Genomic DNA, 22,068 nt, shown 5'->3' with positions numbered 1-22,068 from the left:
CGGCAGACGCAAGGGGAGGCGAGGGCCCCCCAGCCGCTCGCCTCCCCTCGCAGGGCCCCCTCCGCCCGACCCTTGAACTTTCCGATCAGCCGAGCCCGGCTTCCAGCTCGGCGATGGCGGCGTCGACCCGCGCGCGTTCGGCGCGGAGAGACGCAAGCCGCTCCTCCATCTGCTCGCGGCTGAGGCCGAGATCGCCCCGCTTCTGATCGTTGGCGGCGAGCATCGCCCAGATTTCGGTGAGCGTGAATCCGAGCTGCTTGCCCTTGAGGATGAGGGCGAGGCGCGCCTTCGACGTCTCGTCGTAGAAACGGACTTGGCCCTCGCGCCGCGGGTTGAGCAGTCCGCGATCCTCGTAGAAGCGCAGCGCGCGCAGCGTGACGCCGAACTCGCGCGACATTTCGCTGATCGAATATTCAGCTTCCGGCGGCGCAGGCATGTTGATGATCTTGGTCTCGGCAAACATGGGAAGGGCGCTCATCTCAGTCTCCAGTTTCAGGGGGTCACACAGGCGCCGAAGCGCCGATCTCCTTGCGCGTGCGGAGGAAAGCGGACGCGCGCCGCTTGCTGCCTTCGAGGTCGGAGAGAAGCAGCTCGACTTTCGCCAGCGCCAGCAGTCTCGATACGCTCGCAAGCTGCAGCTCGTCGGCCATCCGCAGAGCCTCTTCGACTGCGCGCTTGATGTCGTCCCCGGCGACTCTCCTGTCGGCGGCGGCGACGTCGATGCGGTCTTTCAAGGCGCCAAGCATGGAGGTCCGTCGGTGTTCTCGCGACGCCATCCGTAGCGTCAGGCGGACCATGCCAAAGCTCCGGAGCGATTTCTATTTCGTATGATTGCGTAGAGGAAAGCTCTTAGCGGCCAGCGATCGTGACGGAAGCGACAGCCGTTACGTAATATCCCTTATGCCTGGGCCAGCCTGCATCATGTAGAGGAGGGCGCCTCAATGAAGAGCGCCCTTTTGAGCCCGTTCCAGCAGACGATTTCAGCCTTTCGTTCGGCGATCGCGTCCGCCTCCTGGTCGGACTACGCTTTTGCGGTGCTCGCGGTCGGCGCCGCTTTCCTCATCTACGCGGCGTTCGGCAGGGTCTTCGCCTATTCGCTCGATCTCCTCTGCCTGCTTGCGGTTCTGATCGCCGCGTTGCGCGGCGGACTTGCGCCGGGCTTGCTGGCGACCGTGATCGCAGTCGCCGCAGGGCTGGCTGTCGAGCTGCGCCAGAATGAGCCTTTCGTTGAAGCTCATGTCCGCGCGGCGATGGTGTTTGTGCTCGGCGTCGTCGGAGCTATTGGCGGCGAAAATCGCAAGCGCCTGAGCAGGACCGCCCAACTCGCCGGCGACGACATTCGCGAGCGCGAGGCGCATCTGCAGTCGATTCTCGACACGGTCCCGAATGCGATGATCGTGATCGATGAAAAGGGAACGATCGAGCGCTTCAGCAGGACGGCCGAGGAGACCTTCGGCTATGATCGCAGCGAGACGATCGGCCGGAATGTGCGCATGCTGATGCCGCCGCCCTACGTCAATCAGCATGACAGATATCTCGCCGATTATCTCAGAACCGGCGTGCGCCGCGTCATCGGCGTCGGGCGCGAGGTCGAGGGCCTGCGCAAGGATGGCTCGGTCTTTCCGATGGAGCTGTCGATCGGCGAGGTCCGCATGGGGCCGCAGCGCATGTTCACCGGCTTCGCGCGCGATCTCTCGAAGCTGCGCGACGCGGAGGCGCGCCAGCGTCAGCTTCAGCAGGAGCTCGCGCATGTCTGGCGGCTGAACTCGCTCGGTGAGTTCGCCTCAACCATCGCCCATGAGGTCAATCAGCCGCTGGCTGCGCTGAGCAACTATCTGCGCGGCGCGCGCAGCCTCGCTCTCGACGCGACGCCGCCCAATCCCAGGCTGATTGACGCGCTCTCGCGCGCCGGCGACCAGGCGCTTCGCGCCGGCGAGATCATCCGGCGCACGCGCTCCTTTCTGCGCCGCGAGGGCACGGACATTCGCTCCGAAAAGCTCGATATCCTTCTCCGCGAGGTCGAGGCCCTCACCGAGATGCTGGCGAAGGATCGCAATATCCGCGTCGTCTATCCCGCCGATCCGCCTGACGCCCGCGTCATGGCGGACAAGGTGCAGGTGCAGCAGGTCCTGCTCAACCTGCTGCGCAACGCGTTCGATGCGCTGCAGCTTCATGAGGGCCGCAAGGAGGTGCGGATCTCAGTCGCGCCGGCGCCTCAGGAGATGCTGCTCGTCAAGGTCGAGGACAGCGGGCCGGGAGTCAGTCCGGACATGCTCGACCGGCTGTTCCAGCCCATGTCCACAACCCGCGCCGCCGGCATGGGGTTGGGGCTTTCCATCTCGCGCACGATCATAGAAGATCACGGAGGTCGACTCTGGCATGAGTCGAGTCCGCTTGGGGGAGCGGCCTTCTGTTTGACTCTTCGGGCTGCGACGAATGAGGGCGACGATAAGTCTGGTGGGGCCGACGGTCTTCATCATTGATGATGATGATGCGGTGCGGGAATCCCTGTCCTTCCTGCTTGAGACGGAAAAGCTGCCCACGCGCGCGTTCGAGTCCGCCGCCGCCTTCCTGGACGCGGCGGGGAGCGCCACTCAAGGATGCGTGATCACCGATATCCGGATGCCGGGGATGGACGGGCTTCAGCTCGTGCGCGAACTCAAGGGACGCGGCTCGCCGCTGCCGATCATCGTCATCACCGGACACGCCGACGTGCCGCTGGCCATCCAGGCCATGAAGGCGGGCGTTTCAGATTTTATTGAAAAGCCATTCGAGTCCGACGTGATCATCCAGTCGGTGCGCGCGGCTTTGGAGCGGGCCAGCATCGCCCACGGCAAGGATGAGCTGCGGGCCGACGCGCAGGCGCGGCTCACCTCGCTCTCGTCGCGCGAGCGCGAAGTGCTGGGCTTTCTCGTTCAGGGTTTCTCCAACAAGCACATCGCCCTGAAACTGCAGATCAGTCCGCGCACGGTGGAGATTCACCGCGCCAATGTGATGCATAAAACGCAAAGCGCCAGCCTCTCCGAACTGGTGAGGCTGGCGATTATGGTCGAAGCGGCCTGAAAGCGCCGTCCGCCGCGCGGACTTTCTCCGCCGCGGCGCGAACGGCGCGGAAGGCGTCAGCCGGCGAGCTTGGCTTCGAGTTCGGCGATGCCGGCTTCGATGCGGGCGCGCTCGGCGCGCAGCGTCTCGAGCTGGGTCTTCATCTGCTCGCGGCTGAGGCCGAGGTCATTCTGCGCGCCGCGCTCGTTCGCGGCCAGCATGGCGCGAATCTCGGTCAGCGTGAATCCGAGCTGCTTGCCCTTCAGGATGAGGGCGAGGCGAGCTTTCGCTTTCTCGTCATAGAAGCGCGACAGACCCTGCCGGCGCGGCTTCAGAAGGCCGCGATGTTCGTAGAAGCGCAGGGTGCGCAGGGTGACGCCGAATTCCCGGGCGAGGTCGCCGATCGTGAATTCCGGGGCCTGAAGATCGGCGGGGGAGGCGGTCGACAAAACGTCATCCGCCATCGCCATCATGGGGCGAGCGGTCAAGATTATTCTCCTAGGTTGTCTGAGGTCCCATCCACGTCATTGGGAACGGGAACGCTAACGGAGGCAGTCGCCGCCGTTCTCTCCATTTCTCTCTGACGGCAAAATAAGGCGCCGTGAAGTAAGGACGTGACGCGCGTCATCTCCTTACGGTAATCCGCATATGGGCGTTCGGCCGCTCTGGTCCAATGGCATGCCTGTAATTTCTTCAAATAGTTATGGTTTCCCGGCTGAGCCGGAGTGTTGCCCGCGCGACACGCAAAAATGGTTTCCACAACCTTACCGGGCTTAACGATCCATTTACCCTGTTTGCAGAAAAGTAACGCGGGCTGTTCCAAAGCGATCCCGTCAACATTCTCTCAAGGATTGCGCAAACGGCCCGCCCCGGCGGTTTCGCAGCAGGCGAGCTGAAGGCGTCGGGTCGGACAGGCCATCGCGAAGCGGCGGACGCCATGAGCAGGACTGAATCTTGGATTTCCCGTCAGGGATCCCGCGAAGCGGGAGATGACGGCGATCGTCGCAGCCGCATGACGCTCGGCGAGTGGCTCGACGCCATGAGCGCCGAAGATCAGCGTCGCGACGGCGAACGCAGCGGCGGGGGCCGCCGCCGCGAGGGCGACTATTATGGCGCAAGCCGCAGCGACGAACGCATCCTGAAATCCGCCCGCGCCGAACTCGACGCCCGCGAGCGCCGCAGCGACAGCCGCGCTGACGACGTCATCGACGCGCTGGGCCGGTGGCTCGATCGCAGCGAATCATCCGGCCGCGACCGCGGCGATGACCGCTCCGATCGCCTTGGTGCGACGCTCGACCAGATCGAACGCCGTCTGGAAGACATCGCCGGCCGCATTGACGACCGGCTGCAGGCGCGTCCCGCCGCCGATCTCGACGCCCGGCTCGCCGACATCGGACGCCGGATCGACGAGGCGCACGCCGCGCGTCGCGGTGATCCTCATGAGCAGGATCGTCTCGCGCGGCTCGAATCGAGTCTGGAAACGCTGGCGAAGCGGCTCGGCGAGCGTCCATCGGAAGCTCCGGTCGCTCTCAACGGTCCGCGCCGGCGACTGCGTTCGGGCGCCGCCGCAGCGGCGGCGCAAATCCGCGCCCATCAGCTTCAGCTCGACGAGCCGCTGCCGCCTTCCGCCGCCGCCGGTCCGCTCGAAGACCGACTGGCCGCGATTGAGGATCGGCTCGAAAACGCCCAGGCGAAAGCGATCCAGGCGCTCGCGCCGGCGGTCGACACCATGCGTTCGGATATCGCCGCGCTTGCCGCGCAGCTTGGCCGGCCGCAACCGTCGATCGATCTCTCGCCCATGCGCGAGCAGCTCGATTCCCTGAAGAACGCGGTCGTCGGCGCGTTGACGAACCGCTCCGACGCCGATTCGATCAGATCCGAAATCGCGTCGCTCGCGCGTCGGCTTGAGCAGCCGCGCGCGGCTGTTGATCTTTCGCCGCTGCAAAGCCAGATCGAGTCGCTGACGGAGCGACTGAACAAGCCGTCGATCGACCTGTCGCCGATCCACAATGAGCTCGCGTCGCTGAGCGCCCGTCTGTCGACGCCGCCTGCGGCGCCTGATCTCACACCGATCGAAGCCCAGATGGCCGAACTGCGCGACGCGTTGCACGTTGTGGCGCGCCAGGGCGCGAATCTCGATCCGTCGCGCCTGCTCGACGGACTCGAGTCGCGCATCGACGCCGCCGGCGGACGTATTTCAAAAGATGTCCGCGGCGAGATTCAGGTCGCCATCGTTGAGTTGCGCAAAGCGCTCGACACGCATTTCGCCGAGCATCCGGCGGATCAACTCGCGCAAGCCGCGCGCGAACTTGGCGGGCAGGTCGACCTCTCCGGCGCCCATCCGACGCTTGACCGGCTTGAATCGCAGATTTCGTCATTGGTCGGGCGGTTTGATCGTCTCGACGTCGGTCCATCGACGATGGATAGCAACCAGCTCGAACGGCTCGCCGCCGAGATGCGCGCGATGGCGCGCGATCTCGATCCGTCGTCCGCCGTCGCCAAGCTCGAGAGCCAGCTCTCCGCCATCGACGCCAAGATCGAGGATGTAAAGAATCGCCCGCTGGCGCCAACCGGCAAGGGCGGAGCAAAGGCCGATCTCAGTGGCATCGAATCCATGATTCGCGGTCTGACCGAACGCATGGAAGAGGCGCGCGCGGAACAGACCGGCCCGACGCAATTCGAGGAGCTGCAGGCGCAAATTCGCAGCGTGGCGGAAAAACTCGATCGGTCGGACGGCGCGCAATCGCTGTCGACCATCGAGCGCGCGGTGTCGGATCTTTTCACGCAGATCGATTCGCTGCGCAACGATCGCAATTCCTCCGCCGAGGCGGTTGCGCGACAGGCTGCGATCGACGCCGCGCGCGAAGTCGCCGGCGATGTTTTGCGCCGCGCCAGCGATCTCAATGCGAGCGCGAGCCATCCGCAGTTCGAGGCGTTGGCCGAGGACGTCAGCGCGCTTCGCCGCACCAGCGATCTCATCGATCGCAAGACTCACGAGACGCTGGACGCGATTCATCTCGCGCTCGAGAAAATCGTCGAGCGCCTCGGCGCCGTCGAACGCGATCTCGCCGCGACGCCCGCGCCTTTGCCGCCGGCCCCGATGATGATGGCGGAGCCCGCTCCGGCGCCCGCGCCCAAGGCGAAGCCTGCGGCGCCTCGCGTCGAAACGCCCGAGCCGGCGCGTCCGGCTGCGCCGACTATCGATCCCGGCGCGCCCACGGCCCGCCTGACCGGCCGCAGGCAGGCGGCGCCTGCTTCGGCGGAGCCCGCCCCGTCAAAACCGTCGCTCTTCTCCCTGAAACTGCCCTTCCTGTCGCGCGGCGCCTCGGACGAAACGCCGGTCGCCGCGCCAGCCGCTCAACGGAAAACGAAGGCGTCCGCCGATATCGCAGCGGCGACCGAATCCGGCGCCAATCCGGATTCGCCGCTGGAGCCGGGCTCCGGCCGGCCGCAGGCGTCGACGGGTCGCGCCGCCGCGCCCGATGCGGCGGCCGCCACGAAGGCGAATTTCATCGCCGCAGCGCGCCGCGCCGCGCAGATGGCGACCGATGAAACGCAGGCCGCCCGCGCCGCCGCCAAGGCGGCGCCGGCCGATGCGGCCGAGAAGCCGAAATCGCTGCTCGAAACCCGCAAGAAGCCGATCCTGATCGGCCTTGCGGCGCTGCTGCTTGCGGTCATCGCGATGAACGTTCTCACCCGCACGACGAGCGCGCCGCCGGCGCCTGCGGTGAAGGTCGAGGAGAAGGTGTCGTCGATCGCGCCTCCGCCAGCCACGGCGCCAATCACAATCCCCCAGACTTCGGCGCCCGCGCCGCTGCCGCAGACGGCTGCGCCCGCCGCGCCCGCGCAGGTCGATCCCTCGCCGACCGGCTCGATTCCATCGCCCGCCGATGCGACGCCCGCGCCTCAGCCGCCGCAGATCTCGCCGCCCGTTTCGATCGATTTGCCTGCGGCGATCTCCGCGCCCACGCTGCGCGCCGCCGCGCTGCGCGGCGATCCCGCCGCCGCCTACGAGGTCGGCGTGCGCCTGTTCGACGGGCGTGGCGTGTCACGCGATCCGAAGCTCGCATTGAAATGGTTCGAGCGCGCCGCCGGCGAGGGCCTCGCGCCAGCGCAGTTCCGGGTCGGCAACATGTATGAGAAAGGCCTCGGCGCCGCTCGCGACGCCAGGCTCGCCAAGCAGTGGTATCTGAAGGCGGCCGACAAGGGGAACGCCAAGGCGCTGCACAATCTTGGCGTGATGATCGCCGAAGGCGGCGACGGCAAGCCCGACTATTCCGCGGCGGCCGACTATTTCAGCAAGGCCGCGAAGCTTGGCGTGCGCGACAGTCAGTACAACATCGCGATCCTGCTGGCTCGCGGGCTCGGCGTGCCCCAGTCGATGGGCGAAGCCTACACCTGGCTCACGATCGCTGCAGCCCAGGGCGACGACGAAGCCGCCAAGAAGCGTGACGAGATCGGCGCGCGCCTGTCGCCCGACGAGCTTGCCGGCGCCAAGGCCGCGGCGCAGGCCTTCAAGCCGACGCCGAACGATCGCTTCGCCAACGATGTCGCGGGTCCGGAAAAGGGCTGGGATGCGCAGCCGCCGGCGGCCGCCTCGCCGGCTTCTGCGCCCGCGCCGAAATCGAAGCCGAAATCGGAAGGCGCGAAAATCTGAAACCCGCGCGCGCTTTGCACGGGCCGTTCACCGAAATTCCGCCGTGAACGCGGCTTTTGGTTGACGCACAGGGATGACTGGGGTTGACCAGCCCTGTTCATCGGACGCCGATCTGATGTCGACGTCCAGCCCGGAAGCGTGAGCGTTGGAAATCTATCTGCCGATCGCCGAGTCGCCGGTGAATATGCTGGTTATCCTCGGCATGTCGGCGGCTGTCGGCTTCATCTCCGGCATGTTCGGCGTGGGCGGCGGCTTCCTGATGACGCCGTTTCTGATCTTCACTGGCATTCCGCCGGCGATCGCGGTCGCCTCGGTGTCGGCGCAGATCGCCGGCTCCTCGATGACCGGCGTCATCAGCTATTTCCGCAAGAACGCGGTGGATGTCAGGCTCGGCGGGCTGCTCATCGCCGGCGGCGCGGTCGGCACCGTGCTCGGCATCATGTTCTTCAATCAGATGCGCCGGCTCGGCCAGCTCGAACTCGTCATTGTGCTCTCCTATGTCGTGCTGTTCGGCGTGATTGGCGGACTGATGCTGCTGGAGAGCCTGCGCTCGCTCGCGGCGTCGAAGCAGGCGGTGGCCACCGGCGCGCACAAGCGCGAGCGGCCCTGGTATTTCGAATTGCCGCTGCGCATGAAATTTCCGCGATCGCGTATGGCGGCGAGCGTCATCCCGATCATGGGGCTTGCGATCGGCGTCTCCTTCGCCGGCGCGGTGCTTGGCATCGGCGGCGGCTTCATCCTTGTGCCGGCGCTGATCTATCTCTTTCATGTGCCGACCAGCGTGGTCATCGGCACGTCGCTGATGCAGATCCTCGCGACGATGCTGGCCGCGACCATCCTGCATGCGGTCACCAACCAGTCGGTCGACATGGTGCTCGCCATCCTGCTGATCGTCGGCGGCGTCATCGGCGCCCAGTTCGGCGCTCGCGCCGGGCAGAATCTCCGGGCGGAGGTCTTCCGTCTCCTGCTCGCCATCATGGTGCTCGGCGTCGGCCTGCGCTTCGCGAGCGACATCGTGGCGCGACCGAACGATCCGTTCTCGGTGCGCGTGGAGCAGCGGGCGCGATGAGACGGCTGCTGGCGCTTCTGATCCTTCTTTGCGCGCCGGGCGCGGCGTCGGCTGAAGGGTTGCTCGTCTCCCTGTCGAGCCATCGCGTGCAGATCACCTCGAACTATACCGGCGCGCAGCTCGCAGCCTTCGCCGTGATCGAGCGCGACGCGCGCACGGTCGCGCGTGCGAACCCCTACGACGCCGTGATCACTGTGCGCGGGCCGAGCCAGGACGTCATCGTCCAGGAGAAGCGGCAGGCCTTCGGTCTCTGGATCGATCAGCGCCAGCGCTTCATGGGCGGCGTGCCGGGCTATCTCAGCGTGCTCGCTTCGCGTCCGCTGCAGGACGTCATCGAGCCCGATCGCGCGGCGCGACTTAATCTCGGACTCCTGCCGATCGTCACCTCGACGCAGAAGAACGTGACCGACTCCCCGCGCGAACAGGAATTCCGCGCCTCTCTGGTGCGACTGCGCTTTGAGAGCGGGCTTTATTCGGAGAAGGAGCGCGGCGTCACCTTCCTCACGCCGAACGTGTTCCAGGCGCAGATCGTCCTGCCAGCCACGGCGCCGCTCGGCAATTACGAGGTCGAGATCGCCCTGTTCGGCGATAGCGTCTTGCTGGCGCGCCAGCAGACGAATTTCGAGGTGGTGAAAGTCGGCTTCGAGCAACTCATCGCCGACGCAGCGCGCCAACGACCACTGGGTTATGGCCTCGTCGCCGCGGCGCTGTCGATCTTCTTCGGCTGGCTGTCGAGCGTCGCGTTCCGCAAGGATTGATCAGCCGCGCAGCGTTGTAGCGGGAAAGCTGAACAGCCCGCCATCGCCCATGACATGGGCGACAAGGTTGTCCTCATCGAACAGCCCGCGAAAGGCGCGATGATAGAGAAGATCAAGCCCGCCGGAGTAGGCGCCGAGCGCCGGCATCACCAGCGTGCGCTGATCGACGGCGAAGCAGCGCCGTCTCACGCCGCGCGCGCCGCCGCGCACGACGACGCAAGGATGGAGATGGCCCGCGATCTGCGGCGCGTCGTTCGACAGAACTGGCGCGTGCCTGAACGCCACGCCGCCAACGACAATTTCATCCGCGACCTCGCCTGGCAGACCCGCCGGCGGCGAGGGGTCGTGATTGCCCGTGATCCAGAGCCAGTCGCGTCCGGCCTGCAAGGATGCGAGAGCAGAAGCATCGCGCTCGGACAGGCGCTTGAAGCCGCCATCGTCATGAAAGCTGTCGCCAAGCGCAATCACGCGGCGCGGCGACCAGCGCCCGATCATCGCGGTGACGGCGGCGAGCGTCGCGCCCGTGTCATAGGGCGGCACCAGCGAGCCGCGCATGGCGAAGGACGAGCCTTTCTCCAGATGGAGATCGGAAACCACCAGCGTGCGCTCCGCCGCGATCCACAGTCCGCCGTCGGCGTCGACGGTCATGTCGAGCGCGCCGAGCATGACATGACGATGGGCGCGATCTTCCATCGCCGGTCGCCTCAGGCTGACGCTTCCTGCCACAATTGCTCCTCGGCTTCCGCGAGAATCGCGTCCGAGGATTCGCCATAGACTGCTTCGCGGCCGATCTCCAGCATCACGGACACGCCGAGCGGCGACACATGATCGAGCGCGCGATGCACGATATGATTCTTCACGCGCGCCAGCATGTCAGCGAGACGCCTGACGTCGAGCAGGCCCGTCGCCGCATCGGCGCGCGCGGCGCGCAGCAGGATGTGATCCGGCTCATGCCGGCGCAGCACGTCATAAACGAGATCGGTCGAAATCGTGACCTGCCGTCCTGTCTTCTCCTGACCGGGCGACCGCCGTTCGACGAGCCCCGCGATGATGGCGCAGTTGCGAAAAGTGCGCTTCATCAGGGCTGATTCCGCCAGCCAGTCTTCGAGATCATCGCCCAGCATGTCCTCGGAGAAGAGTTCGCCGAGATCGAGCCGCTTCTGCGCGATCGCAACCGAAAGATCAGCGACGCCCCAGATCGACAGACCGTAATCATTGCAGACGAATCCGAGCGGCTTCAGCCGCGCGCGCTCCAGCCGTCTCGTCAGAAGCATGCCGAGGGTCTGATGTGCGAGCCGCCCCTCGAAGGGAAAGCAGGCCATGTAATATTTGCCGCCGCGCGGAAACGTCTCGACCAGCATGTCGGTCCGCTTTGGAATGATTGACTTGATCTTCTGCATCTCAAGCCATTGCTTCACCTCTGGCGGCAGCCGTTTCCATTGCGCGGGATCGGCAAGGAGCGCGCGCACGCGCGCGGCGAGAAAGGTCGAGAGCGGGAATTTTCCTCCACCGTAGGATGGCACCTTGGGATCCGTTCCCGCCTTCGTGCGCGTGACGATGACCTCGTTCTCCTGCACGCCTTCGAAGCGCAGAACTTCGCCCGCGAAGATGAAGGTGTCGCCCGGCGTCATCGTCTCGGCGAAATATTCCTCGATCTCGCCAAGCACGCGGCCGCCCATCGCGACCTTGCCGCCGGGCAATCCCGGCGTGCGAGCGCGAATGCGGCCGAGCCTCACCTTCAGCATCGCCGCTTCGACGATCGTGCCGACATTCATGCGGTATTGCTGCGCGACGCGCGGATTGGAGACGCGCCACAATCCGTCCTTGCCGCGCCCGATCTTGGCGAAGCGATCATAGGATTTGAGCGCGTAGCCGCCCGTCGCTACGAATTCGACGACGCGATCGAAATCCGCGCGCTTGAGCGCGGCATAGGGGAGCGCGCTCCGCACCTCATTATAGAGCGTGTCGGCGTCGAAGGGTTCGCCGCAGGCGACGCCGAGCACATGCTGCGCCAGCACGTCGAACGCGCCGGGCGAAATGTCGGGCGTGTCCTGCGCGGCTTCAGCGACAGCGTCGAGCGCGACACGGCATTCCAGGCTCTCGAATCGATTCGATGGCGCGAGCAATGCGAGCGAAGGCTCATCCATGCGGTGATTGGAGCGGCCGACGCGCTGCATCAACCGGCTCGCGCCCTTCGGCGCGCCGATATTGATGACGAGATCGACGTCGCCCCAGTCGATGCCGAGATCAAGCGTCGAGGTGCAGACGACGCCGCGCAATTTTCCCGCAGCCATCGCTGCTTCCACCTTGCGGCGTTGCTGCGCGTCGAGCGAACCGTGATGCAGCGCGATAGGCAGAATATCCTCGTTGATCGTCCAGAGCGACTGGAACATGAACTCGGCCTGCATGCGCGTATTGACGAAGATCAGCGTTATCTTGTGCGTCTTGATGGCGGCGTAAACCTCGTTGATCGCATGCGCCGAGGTGTGGCCGGCGAGCGGCAATTTGCGCTTGGTCTCGAGCACGCCGATGCGCGCGCGCGCGCCGCCTGCGACGGTGACGAGATCGGCCATGGTCGCGGTTGATACGGATGCATCGCTTTCACTTGGTTTAGAAGCCCCATCCACATCTATTCGCGATCGCTTGAAATTAGCGTTCCCTCCCCCCTTGTGGGGGAGGGACAGGGAGGGGGGTGAAATATCATCAGCAGGCTTCGCGTGTTCACCCCCCTCTCCAACTCTCCCCCACAAGGGGGGAGAGGGCGCGTCGGAGTGCTTCACAAATTGCGAGTCCTTGTTTTCTCGCTCCCCATTTTTCGACGCTCCGCTTCCCGCCAGCCATCGTCGCAACTGATCGGGTTCGCGCACGGTCGCGGAAAGGCCGAAGAAAGTCGCTTGCGGCGCGAGCGCGCGAAGGCGCGCGAGGCCGAGCGACAGAAGATCGCCGCGCTTCGACGTCACCATCGCATGCAGTTCATCGACGATGACGCGCTTCAGGCCGGCGAACATCGCCGCGGCGTCGCGATGCGACAGAAGCAGCGCGATCTGCTCTGGCGTCGTCAGCAGAATATCGGGCGGATCGATGCGCTGGCGCTGGCGCTTCGCGGCGTTGGTGTCGCCCGTGCGTGTCTCGACGCGGACATTCAGGTTCATTTCCGAAACAGGCGCATCGAGGTTGCGCGCGATGTCGACGGCCAGCGCTTTCAGCGGCGAGACGTAAAGCGTGTGCAGCGGCGAATCCTGCGCCGCCGGCCGCGCCCCGCGCGCCGAAAGCTCGATGAGACTCGGCAGAAATCCGGCGAGCGTCTTGCCGGCGCCGGTCGGAGCGATCAGCAGCGCCGAGCGGCCGGCGCGAGCTTTCGCGATCAGTTCGAGCTGATGGACACGCGGCTCCCAGCCGCGGGACCGGAACCAGTCGCGGAAGAGCGGCGGCAGTCCCTCATCGGCGGCCGGACGATCGAGCATGCCGCAGCATATAGGGGCCGCCTCGCCCCGCAACGAGGCTTAGAGCCAAACAGGCTCTTACCAGGCGCCGAAGATGTATCCGCGCTCGCGCGCCTTGCCGGTCATCGCCTCGATCGCCTGATCGGAAATGGTGACGCGCGTGCGTCGGGCGCGGAACCAGCCAAACAGCAGGCGCTCCATCTCAGCCTTGACCGTTTCGTGGCCTGCAGCGCGGCCGAGGTCGTTGAGTTCGCGCGGATCATTCAGGAGATCGAAAAGCTGCGGCGGAAACTCCTCGTAGAAGACGTATTTCCAACGCTCGGTGCGGACCATGTAGCCGCGCGCCTTGTCGGGCGGCAGGCCGAGCGTGCGGCGCGCATGGCGCAGCGCGAAGTCGGAATCGCAGAACGCCGTCTCGCGCCAGTCCGGCGTCGCGCCGCCAAGAAGCGGAGCGAGCGAACGCCCTTCGAGTCGGTGCTGCGACCCTGCGCCGCCAGCCCATTCCAGGAATGTCAGGACGAGATCGATGCTCTCGACAAGTCGCGCGTCGGTCAGCCCGCGCGTCGCATCACCTTCGTCGCGCGGATCAACGACGATCATCGGCACGCGCACGATCTCCTCGTGGAAGAGATCCTTCTCGCCGAGCCAATGATCGCCGAGATAATCGCCATGATCGCTGGTGACGATGATGATGGTGTCATCGATCAGGCCGCGCTCTTCGAGATGCGCGACGACGCGGCCGATATGGTGATCGCATTGCGAGATCAGGCCCATATAGGTGGGAATGACGGTCTCGCGGACGTCCTGCTTCGAGAAGTTGACGCTCTCCTCATGCTTCATGAAGGCGGCGACGACGGGATGCGGATCGCGCAACTCGTCGTCATGGCGGTTGGCGGGAATGACGTCGCCTGAATCATACATATTGTGAAAAGGCGCTGGCGCCACGTAAGGCCAGTGCGGCTTGATGTAGGAGAGATGCAGAAGCCATGGCTGCTCGCCCGCCTCGTCGATGAAGGCGAGCGCGCGGTCGGTCATGTAAGCGGTTTCGGAATGCTCTTCCTTCACGCGCGCGGGTTTGCGCGCATGGCGGAGATACCATCCCGATCCCGGTTCGCCGTCGTCGCCTTCAACCGAGTTGGCGAATTCGTGCCAGGGATTGTCGCCGGGATAGCCTTTCTGGTTGAGCCATCGGTTGTAGGCGAGATTGGGATCGACGCTCTGGTCGGGATGGAGCCCATCGTCGCGTTCGAAAGCCTCGAAGCCGCACTGCCAGTAGGGAATTCCCGGGTTCGTTCCGGGATCGACGCCGATGCGTTTCATCGCTTCGAGATCAGGCTTGAAATGCGTCTTGCCGACGAGCGCGACGCGATAGCCAAGCGGCCGCAAATAATCGCCGATCGTCATCTCATCGATGCGCAGCGGGAAATTATTATAGGTCGCGCCGTGCGTGACATTGTAGCGGCCGGTGTAGAAACACATGCGCGAGCCGCCGCAGACCGGCGATTGCACGAAGGCGCGCGTGAAGTTGACGCCGCGCGCGGCCAGCGCGTCGATGTTGGGCGTGCGGACTCTGGGATGTCCGTTGCAGCCGAGATAATCCCAGCGCAACTGGTCAGCCATGATAAAGAGAATGTTGGGGCGGCGGCGCTCGCTCATCCCGACAGGGTTGCAGAGCGCCGCGCGCGGGTCAAAAGCTCAGAGCTTGAAGCCCGCCTGCTCCGCCACCTCGCGCAGCGAGGTCTGCGGCCGCGCGCCGATATGCTGGATCACCTCCGCTGCCGCCAGCGCGCCGAATTTCAGGCAGGTCTGGGGATCTCGCTGCGTTGCGCGGCCATAGAGAAAGCCTGATGCGAAGAGGTCGCCGGCGCCGGTGGTGTCGACGAGTTCGCGGATCGAGGCGGCGGGAGCCTCGTGAAGGCTGTCCTTCGTCGCGACGAGAGCGCCCTTGGCCGACCGCGTCACGACAACCGTCGTCGCATCCTTGCGGATCATGTCGAGCGCGCTCTGGAAATCGCTCGTCTGATAGAGGCTCAGCAACTCATGCTCGTTGGCGAAGACGAGATCGACAGTGCGCGTCCGCATGAGGAACAGGAACTCTTCGCGATAGCGGTCGACGCAGAATGAATCCGAGAGCGTGATCGCGACCTCGCGGCCCGCCTCATGCGCGATCGCCGCGGCCTTGCGGATGGCGTCCTTCGCCGCCGGCGGGTCCCAGAGATAGCCTTCGAAATAGGAGATGCGCGAGGATCTCACTGTCTCCTCATCGACATCGTCAGGGCCGAAGGTCACGCAGGCGCCGAGATAGGTGTTCATGGTGCGCTCGCCGTCCGGCGTCACCAGAATGAAGCTGCGCGCGGTCGCGGGTCCCGATGTCGCGAGCGCGACGGGGTAATGGACGCCGATCGAATTGAAGTCGTGGGCGAACAGGCGGCCGAGCTCGTCGTCTTTCACCTTGCCGAAACAGGCGGCGCGGCCGCCGAAGGAGGCGATGCCGACGGCCGTGTTGCCGGCCGAGCCGCCTGAAATCACCGTCGCCGGACCCATCGCCGCGAAGAGCGTCTCGGCCCGCTCCTCGTCGATCAACATCATCGAACCCTTCGCCATCTGGTGCTTGACCAGGAAGTCCTCTTCGGTGCGGGCGATGACATCGACGATGGCGTTGCCGATGCAAAGGACGTCGTGGCGAGGCTCGGACATGGGGTCTCCAGAAAGTTCGGGCGGCTGTGGCAGGGGCGGAGCAGGGGGTCAAGCGCGGCGGGATGAGCCGGCGGGGCGCGCCTTGATTTTCGCCTGCCGCGCCGCCGCCTTGTCGAGCGCGGCGTGCAGCCGTTCGATGTCGGCGGGATCGAGCGTGCGGATCATGCGCGACATGCGGTTGGCGAGTTCGACCGCGCGCGGCGTCAGCGCGGAGGAATCAAGCTTCGCCTTGGGCGCCGAGATGTCGGCGAGACGTTGCAATTCCTCCGCGTCGTCCCAGATGATGTTGAAGTAATGCGTCGCCGCCTGCACGAAAGCCCAGCTTGGCTTCGATCTCTTTCCGCGCTCCAGCGCTGAGAGATAGGAGGGCGATACGCCAAGCGCATTCGCCATGTCGGTGAGCGTCAGTCCGCGCTCGGCGCGCAGCGCGCGCATCTTCATGCCGAAGGGCGTCATCCGTCGAACAGATGTCGCGCGCGCCGCAGCCTGACATAGAGCGCGCCGGCGCCGCCATGATGCGCGGCCGCCGTTTCGAAGCCGAGCACGAGACTGCGCAGATCGGCCATCCTGAGCCAATGCGGCACGACGCGCCTCAAGACGCCGCGTTCACGATCGGGATCGTCATAGGAGCCGAGCGCGCCCTTGCCGGTGACGATAATCACCAGCGACGCGCCCTCGCGTTGCTTGCGATGCAGAAAGCTGTTGAGCGCGTCATGCGCCGCCGCCTGTGTCAGGCCGTGCAGATCGAGCACGCCATCGATGTCGCGCGCGCCGCGCTTCACCTTGCGCAGCAATTTTCGTTCGATCGGCGCGAGGGGAAGCGGCTGCGGCGGAGGAGAAACTTTCGCGGGTGCCAGCGCCGTCGCAAATGTCGCTGCGGCCTGCGCCGGCGTCTCGATCGGAATGTCATCGCGAGCGCGGCCGGGCATCGGCTGCACGCTGCGCTGGACATGCGCCCAGAGAGATTTCTCCTCGCGCGTCAGCGTGCGCCGCTTCACGGCGCGCCGTCCGCGCGCGGCAGGAGAACGATGAAGCGCGCGGCGTGGCGCAGCGCGCCGGCGCGCCGTCCCATTTCTTCGCCGGCGCCGAAGAAGAGATCGCCGCGCGCCGGACCAACGATGGCGCTGCCGGTATCCTGCGCGATCACGAGCCGCGCGATGCGCTGCGCGGGATCGACCTCGGCGGGAACGTCTGCGTCGATGAAGACCGGCAGGCCGTAGCTCCACAATTCGCGATCGACCGCGAGCGAACGATCAGGCTGCAGCGGCGCGCCAGCGCCGCCGATCGGCCCATCCTTGGGATCGAGTTCGTCGGCGATGCGGAAGAAGATGAAGGAGCGGTTGCGCCGCATCAGTGCGCGACCCTCATCGGGATGCGCGCGCAGCCAGGCTTTCAGTTTCTCAAGCGTGACGTCTTCCGGCGTCAGCCCGAATTCCGTGACCAGCAACCGGCCGACGGATGTGTAGGCGTGGCCGTTGCGGCCGGCATAGGCGAGGCGCGCGACGGAGCCGTCATTGAGCTTGATGCGCGCCGAGCCCTGCACATGGATGAAAAAAGCTTCGACCTCGTCGCGAACATAGAGGAGCGGCTTTGCTTCTCCGCCCAGCGCGCCAGCCTCGATGGCGGCGCGATCGGGCATGGGCTCGAAGCCTGTGGGCGTGCGTCGGGCCGCCGCGAGATCAGGATCGATCCCCGCGAGCGGCTCGTCCGGCCCGCGCGTCGCGAGATCGGTCGGGCGAGCATAGATCGGCCAGGAGAATCCCGGCGCCGTCGTCCGGGAACCCGCCACCTCCGGTTCGTAATAGCCGGTCAGGAATCCGCGCCCCGATGCGGGAATCACCTCGAAGGGCGCGAATGCCCGCTCGAAGAAGGCGCGGGCGTTGGCTTCCGTCAGCGCAAGCGCGGAGCGGCAGGCGGCGACGAGGCCCGATGACGCGGGTTTTGCGCGCCGGAGTTCATCGCGGCTCTCGACAATGGGAAGGCAGGTGGCGCGGAACGCGCGGAATGCGGCGGCGTGGTCGTCGCTCGCCCAGCCCGCGATGTCGGAAAAGGCGAGCGGCCTGAGCGTCGCGCCGGCAGGTCCCGGCAGGTCTCCGGCCGCCGCGCTCATGGCGATCCCGGCGGCGAGACACAGGCCGGGCAGAAGGGCGGCTTTCGCCTTCCCCGCGCCCATGGCGGCGTCACGCGCCGGCTTCCGTCGCGATCAGCACCCAGTTGGGATCGCGCGCGCGCACGTCCCGCGCGAAGGTCCAGATATCGGTGACCTCGACGATCTTGTCGCCGGCGCCGTCGACGACGGCCCCTGCCGCGTCGCGGGTGACGCTGATGATCTTGGAGACGAAGCGCACGGTCGCCTGCGCCTGTCGGTCCTTAAGCTCCGCCTCGACGATCTTGGCCTCGTCGATCGAGACGAAGGTGGTCTCGGCGGTGTGCTTCTTCGATTCGCGGTCAGCGATCGCGGCGGAGAAGCCCTCGAACACGTCCTTCGACAGGAGATTCTTGAGCGTCGCCCGGTCGCCGCGGCTGAAGCTGGTGACGATCATCTCGTAGGCGGCGCGAGCGCCCTGGGAGAAGCTTTCGGCGTTGAAGCTGGGATCGGCGGCGGCCACGGCGTCGAGACCGCGTGCAAGGGCGGAGCCGGCGTCGGCGACGCCGCGCCAGCGCTCGGGATCATTCGCCGGCGCGCGCGGCGTCTCGGGCGCGCGGGCGCCCGGAAGCGGGATGACGTTGCCGTTCGGCGCGCCCGGAGCCGGTCCGGACGGCGGCGCGTCACGGCGCGCGCGCGGATCGAACGGCGGCGAATCCGGCCTCTGGCCAAGCACGGCCCACAACCGCCAGATCACGAAGACGGCGAGGCCGAGAAAGATCAGAGTTGTCACGTCCATACAGGGCCGGCGGTGAAGTTTCCCAAGAGATGTGGGCTCGTAACACCCGCGTCACAAGGGAACAAGGGACGGCCGGAGCGCGCAATTCTGCGGCGCCGGACATTTGATTAGGGATAACGGACTTTTAAGCGCGATGAGGCCCAATCGCCGATGTTTCATCATCATGATAACCGGCTCCACTCCCGCCACATTCTCGGACGCTGAACGCGCCGTCGCGCGCGAAATCCTGCGGGTTCTCGATCCGCATATCCGCCCGGCCATCGAAAAGCTCTATCGCGACTCCTTCGGCGCGTCCGAAACAGGGCTTGATCCCAGGACGATCGATGACGAAGTTCTGAAAGTGCGGCGGATTTTTTCGCTTGAATTCGATGCGGAATATCTGCGCGCCAAGCAGGCCATTGTTTCTCAGGCCGTGCGCAAGGGCATCGAGGTCGCGCACTATCCCCTGTTCTTTGAATCGGATTTCGCGAATTTCCTGACGCCGCTCGCCGCGGGATGGCGCATGCGCGGCGTTCCGTTGCGTGAAGCGTTCCGCGTGTTCTCGAAGGTGATGCTCACCGACGTCTCCTATTCAATGGGCTACTTCATCGCTCATGCCGAAGAGGAGCGCATGCGCGAGCTGCTGGCGATCAAGAACGCATTTCGCGGCGAGATCGCCGAACGGGTCGGCGCGATCCGGACCCGCCTCGACGGCGTCGCGCAGCAGACCAGTTCGCTGTCCGACGGCGCGGCGCGCACGCTCGGCGCTCTCGCCGAAAGCCAGTCGCGGCCAGAGGAAGTCACGGCCCATGTGGCGAAGATCGCGGATGCGACGCGGAGCTTCAGCGCCAGCGCCGATCAGATCGCCGGCGAAACCTCGCAATCCGCGGCGGCCGCCGATCTTGCCGCGGCGCGTTGCGACAAGACGCAAGGCAGCCTCGCCTTGCTGAATGACGCGAGCGCGCAGATCGGCGCCATCGTGAAGCTGATCACCAGGCTCGCCGCCCAGACGAATCTTCTCGCGCTCAACGCCTCGATCGAAGCCGCGCGCGCCGGCGCAGCCGGCCGCAGTTTTTCGGTCGTAGCCCAGGAGGTCAAGACGCTGGCCCAGGAAACGGCGAAAGCGACGGATGTGATTGCACAGAAGGTGCAGCAAGTGCGCGAAGCCAGCGCCGGCCTCGGCGCTGACATCGGCGCGCTGGCTGAAACCATGACGCGGCTGCAAAGCGGCGCACGCGCCGTTGCGAACGCGGTCGATGAGCAAGCCTCAGCGATTCGCGACATCGCCAGTCTGAGCGCCGCCTCCGTCGCGGGCGTCGACGCCATCGCGCAGCATGCGAGTTCGGTCGAAAGCATGGCCGGCGGCGCGGCTGGCCTCGCGCGGCAGGTGGAGCAGGAACTCACGGGCGCCGCGCGTCTCGCCAGCGAGCTCGAAGCCTCCGTTGGCGTTTTTCTCATGCGGGTGGGCGAGCAGCGCGAAGCGGGTTGACATCGCGTCAATGTTCCGTGTCTGTTCACGGTCCAGAATCGAACAGGACGAACGCGCATGGCTGTGCAGGGCGCAATCCGCATCGGCATCGGCGGATGGAATTTCGAGGAATGGCGCGGGACCTTCTATCCCAAGGGGTTGTCGCAGAAGAAGGAGCTCGAATACGCCTCGAGCAAGCTCACCTCGACGGAGGTGAACGCCACCTATTACGGCTCGCAGAAGCCGGAGACCTTCGCGAAATGGCGCGAGGAGACGCCTGACGGTTTCGTCTTCGCGCTCAAGGCGTCGCGCTTCTGCACGAACAAGAAGGTGCTGGCGGAAGCCGCTCCCTCGATCGAGAAGTTCTTCGCGCAAGGTCTGCTGGAGCTGAAGGAGAAGCTCGGGCCGATCAACTGGCAGTTCATGGAGACGAAGAAATTCGATCCCAAGGATTTCGAGGCTTTCCTCAAGCTCCTGCCGAAGAGCATCGAGGGCCGCGACATCAGGCATGCGGTCGAGGTCCGCAATCCTGGCTTCGGCAACCCGGAATTCATCGACATGCTGCGCAGTTATGGCGTGGCGCTGATCTATACGGACAAGGAGGATTTCCCGAACCTCGCCGACATCACCGCGCCCTTCGTCTATGCGCGGTTGCAGCGCATGTCCGAGAAGATGAAGGACGGTTACGCGCCGAAGGCGCTCGACGAATGGGCGTCGCGCGCGAAGGAGTGGGCGTCAGGCGGCGCGCCGAAGGATCTGCCCTATGTAGGTTCGCCGGAGAAGAAGCCGCCGAAATCGCGCGACGCGTTTGTCTACTTCATCAACGGCTTCAAGCCGAAGGCGCCATTCGCGGCGATGGCGGCGATCGAGAGGGTGAAGGGGTAGCCGACGCGCGAATGTCGCGTCACCCGCCCGTCATCATCGCGAAGCCGACATATGCCCCCGCACACGCCGCCAGCACGATCAGCGCATTGATGCGCGTGAACATAATCACGACGGTCGAGAACAGCGCGATGATGCGCGCCGGCCAGCCGCCATCGAGCGAGATGAAGAGAACATAGGCTGTCGCGACGATCATTCCCGTCGCCACAGGGCGTAAGCCCCGCTCCAGCGCCATCTGCCAGCGTGCGCCGCGATGGCGCGACCAGACATGGGCGACGCCCAGCATCATGATCGCCGTCGGCCCGAAGATCGACAAAGTCGCGACGATCGCGCCCGCAAGTCCCGCCACCTGCCAGCCGAGCAGCGTCGCGAGCAGCGAGCCCGGTCCCGGCGCCATGCGTGCGATGGCGAAGGCGTTGAGGAATTCGGTGTTGGTCAGCCAGTGATGGGAATCGACCACCTGCCGCTGCACGTCGGCGACGATCGTCTGGCCGCCGCCAATGGTCGCAAAGGACAGCGGCGCATAGACGGCGGCGATTTCGAGAAGCTTGTTCGCCATCAGAAAGAGCCGGGATCGAAATATTCGAGCGCGACGCTCAGCCCGCCCGCGATCAGCACCACCCAGATCAGCGGCAGGTGCAGCACGGCGACCGCGCAGAATGTCGCGATCATAAAGGCGATCGGCCTGATCTTGCGCGTCACGCGCCGCGCCGCCGTGATAGCCATGGTGAGCGTCAGCCCGATGCTTGCAGCCGCCGCGCCGACAAGCGCAAGATGCGTGACGGGATAGCGCGAGAGCCAAGCGAAGATTGTGCTGAGAAGGATGATCACGAAAGCGGGTGGAACGACGATGCCCGCCACGCTCGCCAGCGCGCCCTTGAATCCGCACAGGCGATGACCGATCCAGATCGCGACATTGGTCACGTTCACGCCGGGCAGCGCCTGCGAGAGCGAGAGGCCGTTGAGGAATTCGTCCTCGGTTAGCCAGCGGCGGCGATAACAGAATTCGCGTAGGAACCAGCCGCTCAGTCCGCCGCCAAAGCTGGTCAGCCCGATGCGCGCGAAAACAAGAAAAAGTCGCAGCGGCGTTGGCGGCTCGTCGTCTATTTTCACCGCGGCTTCGGTCATCGGCGGAAGATCGTCGCGCGAATTCTCGGGCTTCAGCACATCCTCATCCGCATCACGGGC

At 65.7% G+C, this 22,068-nt stretch carries 20 protein-coding genes; 7 read left to right on the top strand and 13 right to left on the bottom strand.

The genetic code is table 11. The features are described 5' to 3' along the window. Positions 1-85: 85 nt before the first annotated feature. A complete protein-coding gene (locus tag L8F45_RS22040) occupies positions 86-478 on the bottom strand; it encodes a MerR family transcriptional regulator (RefSeq protein WP_342359986.1) in 393 nt (130 codons plus the stop codon). A 22-nt stretch (positions 479-500) separates the two neighbouring features. Next, on the bottom strand, positions 501-746 hold the full coding sequence (locus tag L8F45_RS22035) for a hypothetical protein (RefSeq protein ID WP_342359985.1): 246 nt from the start codon (positions 744-746) through the stop codon (positions 501-503). A gap of 195 nt (positions 747-941) precedes the next feature. Between L8F45_RS22035 and L8F45_RS22030 the strand changes: the two genes are divergently transcribed. Together L8F45_RS22030 and fixJ are read left to right on the top strand one after the other, a co-directional pair. Further along, entirely contained in the window at positions 942-2,483 is a 1,542-nt protein-coding gene (locus L8F45_RS22030; protein ID WP_342359984.1) for a two-component system sensor histidine kinase NtrB, read from the top strand. Further along, complete coding sequence (gene fixJ, locus L8F45_RS22025) at positions 2,458-3,063, top strand: response regulator FixJ (RefSeq protein ID WP_342359983.1); 606 nt, start codon at positions 2,458-2,460, stop codon at positions 3,061-3,063. Before L8F45_RS22030 ends, fixJ begins: the two co-directional genes overlap by 26 nt. 56 nt (positions 3,064-3,119) lie before the next feature. Here the strand turns inward: fixJ and L8F45_RS22020 are convergent, their stop codons facing one another. Next, positions 3,120-3,530 (bottom strand): MerR family transcriptional regulator, encoded by a 411-nt coding sequence (locus L8F45_RS22020; protein WP_425329948.1) that lies wholly within the window; start codon positions 3,528-3,530, stop codon positions 3,120-3,122. A gap of 449 nt (positions 3,531-3,979) precedes the next feature. On the opposite strand from L8F45_RS22020, the gene L8F45_RS22015 reads away from it, so the two are divergent. The 3 genes from L8F45_RS22015 (at position 3,980) to L8F45_RS22005 (ending at position 9,526) form a co-directional block, all read left to right on the top strand. Beyond that, positions 3,980-7,699: a hypothetical protein gene (locus L8F45_RS22015; RefSeq protein ID WP_342359982.1), complete on the top strand. Its 3,720-nt coding sequence runs from the start codon at positions 3,980-3,982 to the stop codon at positions 7,697-7,699. 145 nt (positions 7,700-7,844) lie between these two features. Then, positions 7,845-8,768 (top strand): sulfite exporter TauE/SafE family protein, encoded by a 924-nt coding sequence (locus L8F45_RS22010; protein ID WP_342359981.1) that lies wholly within the window; start codon positions 7,845-7,847, stop codon positions 8,766-8,768. Further along, positions 8,765-9,526, top strand: coding sequence for a TIGR02186 family protein (locus L8F45_RS22005; RefSeq protein WP_342359980.1), 762 nt, complete (start codon positions 8,765-8,767; stop codon positions 9,524-9,526). The genes L8F45_RS22010 and L8F45_RS22005 overlap by 4 nt, the downstream gene beginning before the upstream one ends. On the opposite strand, the gene pdeM is transcribed toward L8F45_RS22005, so the two are convergent. From pdeM to L8F45_RS21965, 8 genes are read right to left on the bottom strand one after another with little or no spacing between them, the layout of a single operon-like run. Further along, positions 9,527-10,219 carry a ligase-associated DNA damage response endonuclease PdeM gene (gene pdeM / locus L8F45_RS22000; protein WP_342359979.1) on the bottom strand — a complete coding sequence of 231 codons (693 nt, stop codon included), beginning with the start codon at positions 10,217-10,219 and terminating at the stop codon, positions 9,527-9,529. Between the two features lie 11 nt (positions 10,220-10,230). Continuing rightward, positions 10,231-12,990, bottom strand: coding sequence for a ligase-associated DNA damage response DEXH box helicase (locus L8F45_RS21995; protein ID WP_342363536.1), 2,760 nt, complete (start codon positions 12,988-12,990; stop codon positions 10,231-10,233). Positions 12,991-13,047: 57 nt separating this feature from the next. Further along, positions 13,048-14,625 (bottom strand): sulfatase-like hydrolase/transferase, encoded by a 1,578-nt coding sequence (locus L8F45_RS21990; protein WP_342359978.1) that lies wholly within the window; start codon positions 14,623-14,625, stop codon positions 13,048-13,050. A gap of 39 nt (positions 14,626-14,664) precedes the next feature. Continuing rightward, entirely contained in the window at positions 14,665-15,666 is a 1,002-nt protein-coding gene (locus L8F45_RS21985) for an adenosine kinase (protein WP_342359977.1), read from the bottom strand. A gap of 48 nt (positions 15,667-15,714) precedes the next feature. Continuing rightward, positions 15,715-16,107, bottom strand: coding sequence for a helix-turn-helix domain-containing protein (locus L8F45_RS21980; RefSeq protein ID WP_342359976.1), 393 nt, complete (start codon positions 16,105-16,107; stop codon positions 15,715-15,717). Positions 16,108-16,118: 11 nt separating this feature from the next. Further along, entirely contained in the window at positions 16,119-16,664 is a 546-nt protein-coding gene (locus L8F45_RS21975) for a Smr/MutS family protein (RefSeq protein ID WP_342359975.1), read from the bottom strand. Further along, positions 16,661-17,839: a murein transglycosylase A gene (mltA, locus tag L8F45_RS21970; RefSeq protein ID WP_342359974.1), complete on the bottom strand. Its 1,179-nt coding sequence runs from the start codon at positions 17,837-17,839 to the stop codon at positions 16,661-16,663. The genes L8F45_RS21975 and mltA overlap by 4 nt, the downstream gene beginning before the upstream one ends. Before the next feature lie 7 nt (positions 17,840-17,846). Further along, positions 17,847-18,551, bottom strand: coding sequence for a Tim44/TimA family putative adaptor protein (locus L8F45_RS21965; RefSeq protein ID WP_342359973.1), 705 nt, complete (start codon positions 18,549-18,551; stop codon positions 17,847-17,849). Between the two features lie 163 nt (positions 18,552-18,714). On the opposite strand from L8F45_RS21965, the gene L8F45_RS21960 reads away from it, so the two are divergent. Together L8F45_RS21960 and L8F45_RS21955 are read left to right on the top strand one after the other, a co-directional pair. Beyond that, positions 18,715-20,019, top strand: a complete 1,305-nt coding sequence (locus tag L8F45_RS21960) for a methyl-accepting chemotaxis protein (protein WP_342359972.1) — start codon at positions 18,715-18,717, stop codon at positions 20,017-20,019. 57 nt (positions 20,020-20,076) lie between these two features. Continuing rightward, the gene (locus tag L8F45_RS21955; protein ID WP_342359971.1) at positions 20,077-20,883 is read left to right on the top strand and encodes a DUF72 domain-containing protein; all 807 of its coding nucleotides are present in this window, start codon (positions 20,077-20,079) and stop codon (positions 20,881-20,883) included. A gap of 19 nt (positions 20,884-20,902) precedes the next feature. Here L8F45_RS21955 and L8F45_RS21950 read toward each other — a convergent pair whose 3' ends face one another. Then, positions 20,903-21,439 carry a chromate transporter gene (locus L8F45_RS21950; RefSeq protein WP_342359970.1) on the bottom strand — a complete coding sequence of 179 codons (537 nt, stop codon included), beginning with the start codon at positions 21,437-21,439 and terminating at the stop codon, positions 20,903-20,905. Beyond that, positions 21,439-22,047, bottom strand: coding sequence for a chromate transporter (locus L8F45_RS21945; RefSeq protein WP_342359969.1), 609 nt, complete (start codon positions 22,045-22,047; stop codon positions 21,439-21,441). The genes L8F45_RS21950 and L8F45_RS21945 overlap by 1 nt, the downstream gene beginning before the upstream one ends. Between the last annotated feature and the right edge of the window lie 21 nt (positions 22,048-22,068).

Source organism: Terrirubrum flagellatum, assembly GCF_022059845.1.
In the GTDB taxonomy this organism is placed as follows: Bacteria; Pseudomonadota; Alphaproteobacteria; order Rhizobiales; family Beijerinckiaceae; genus Terrirubrum; species Terrirubrum flagellatum.
The sequence above is the reverse complement of the archived record's forward strand: the minus strand, read 5'-3'. Positions and strand labels throughout refer to the sequence as shown.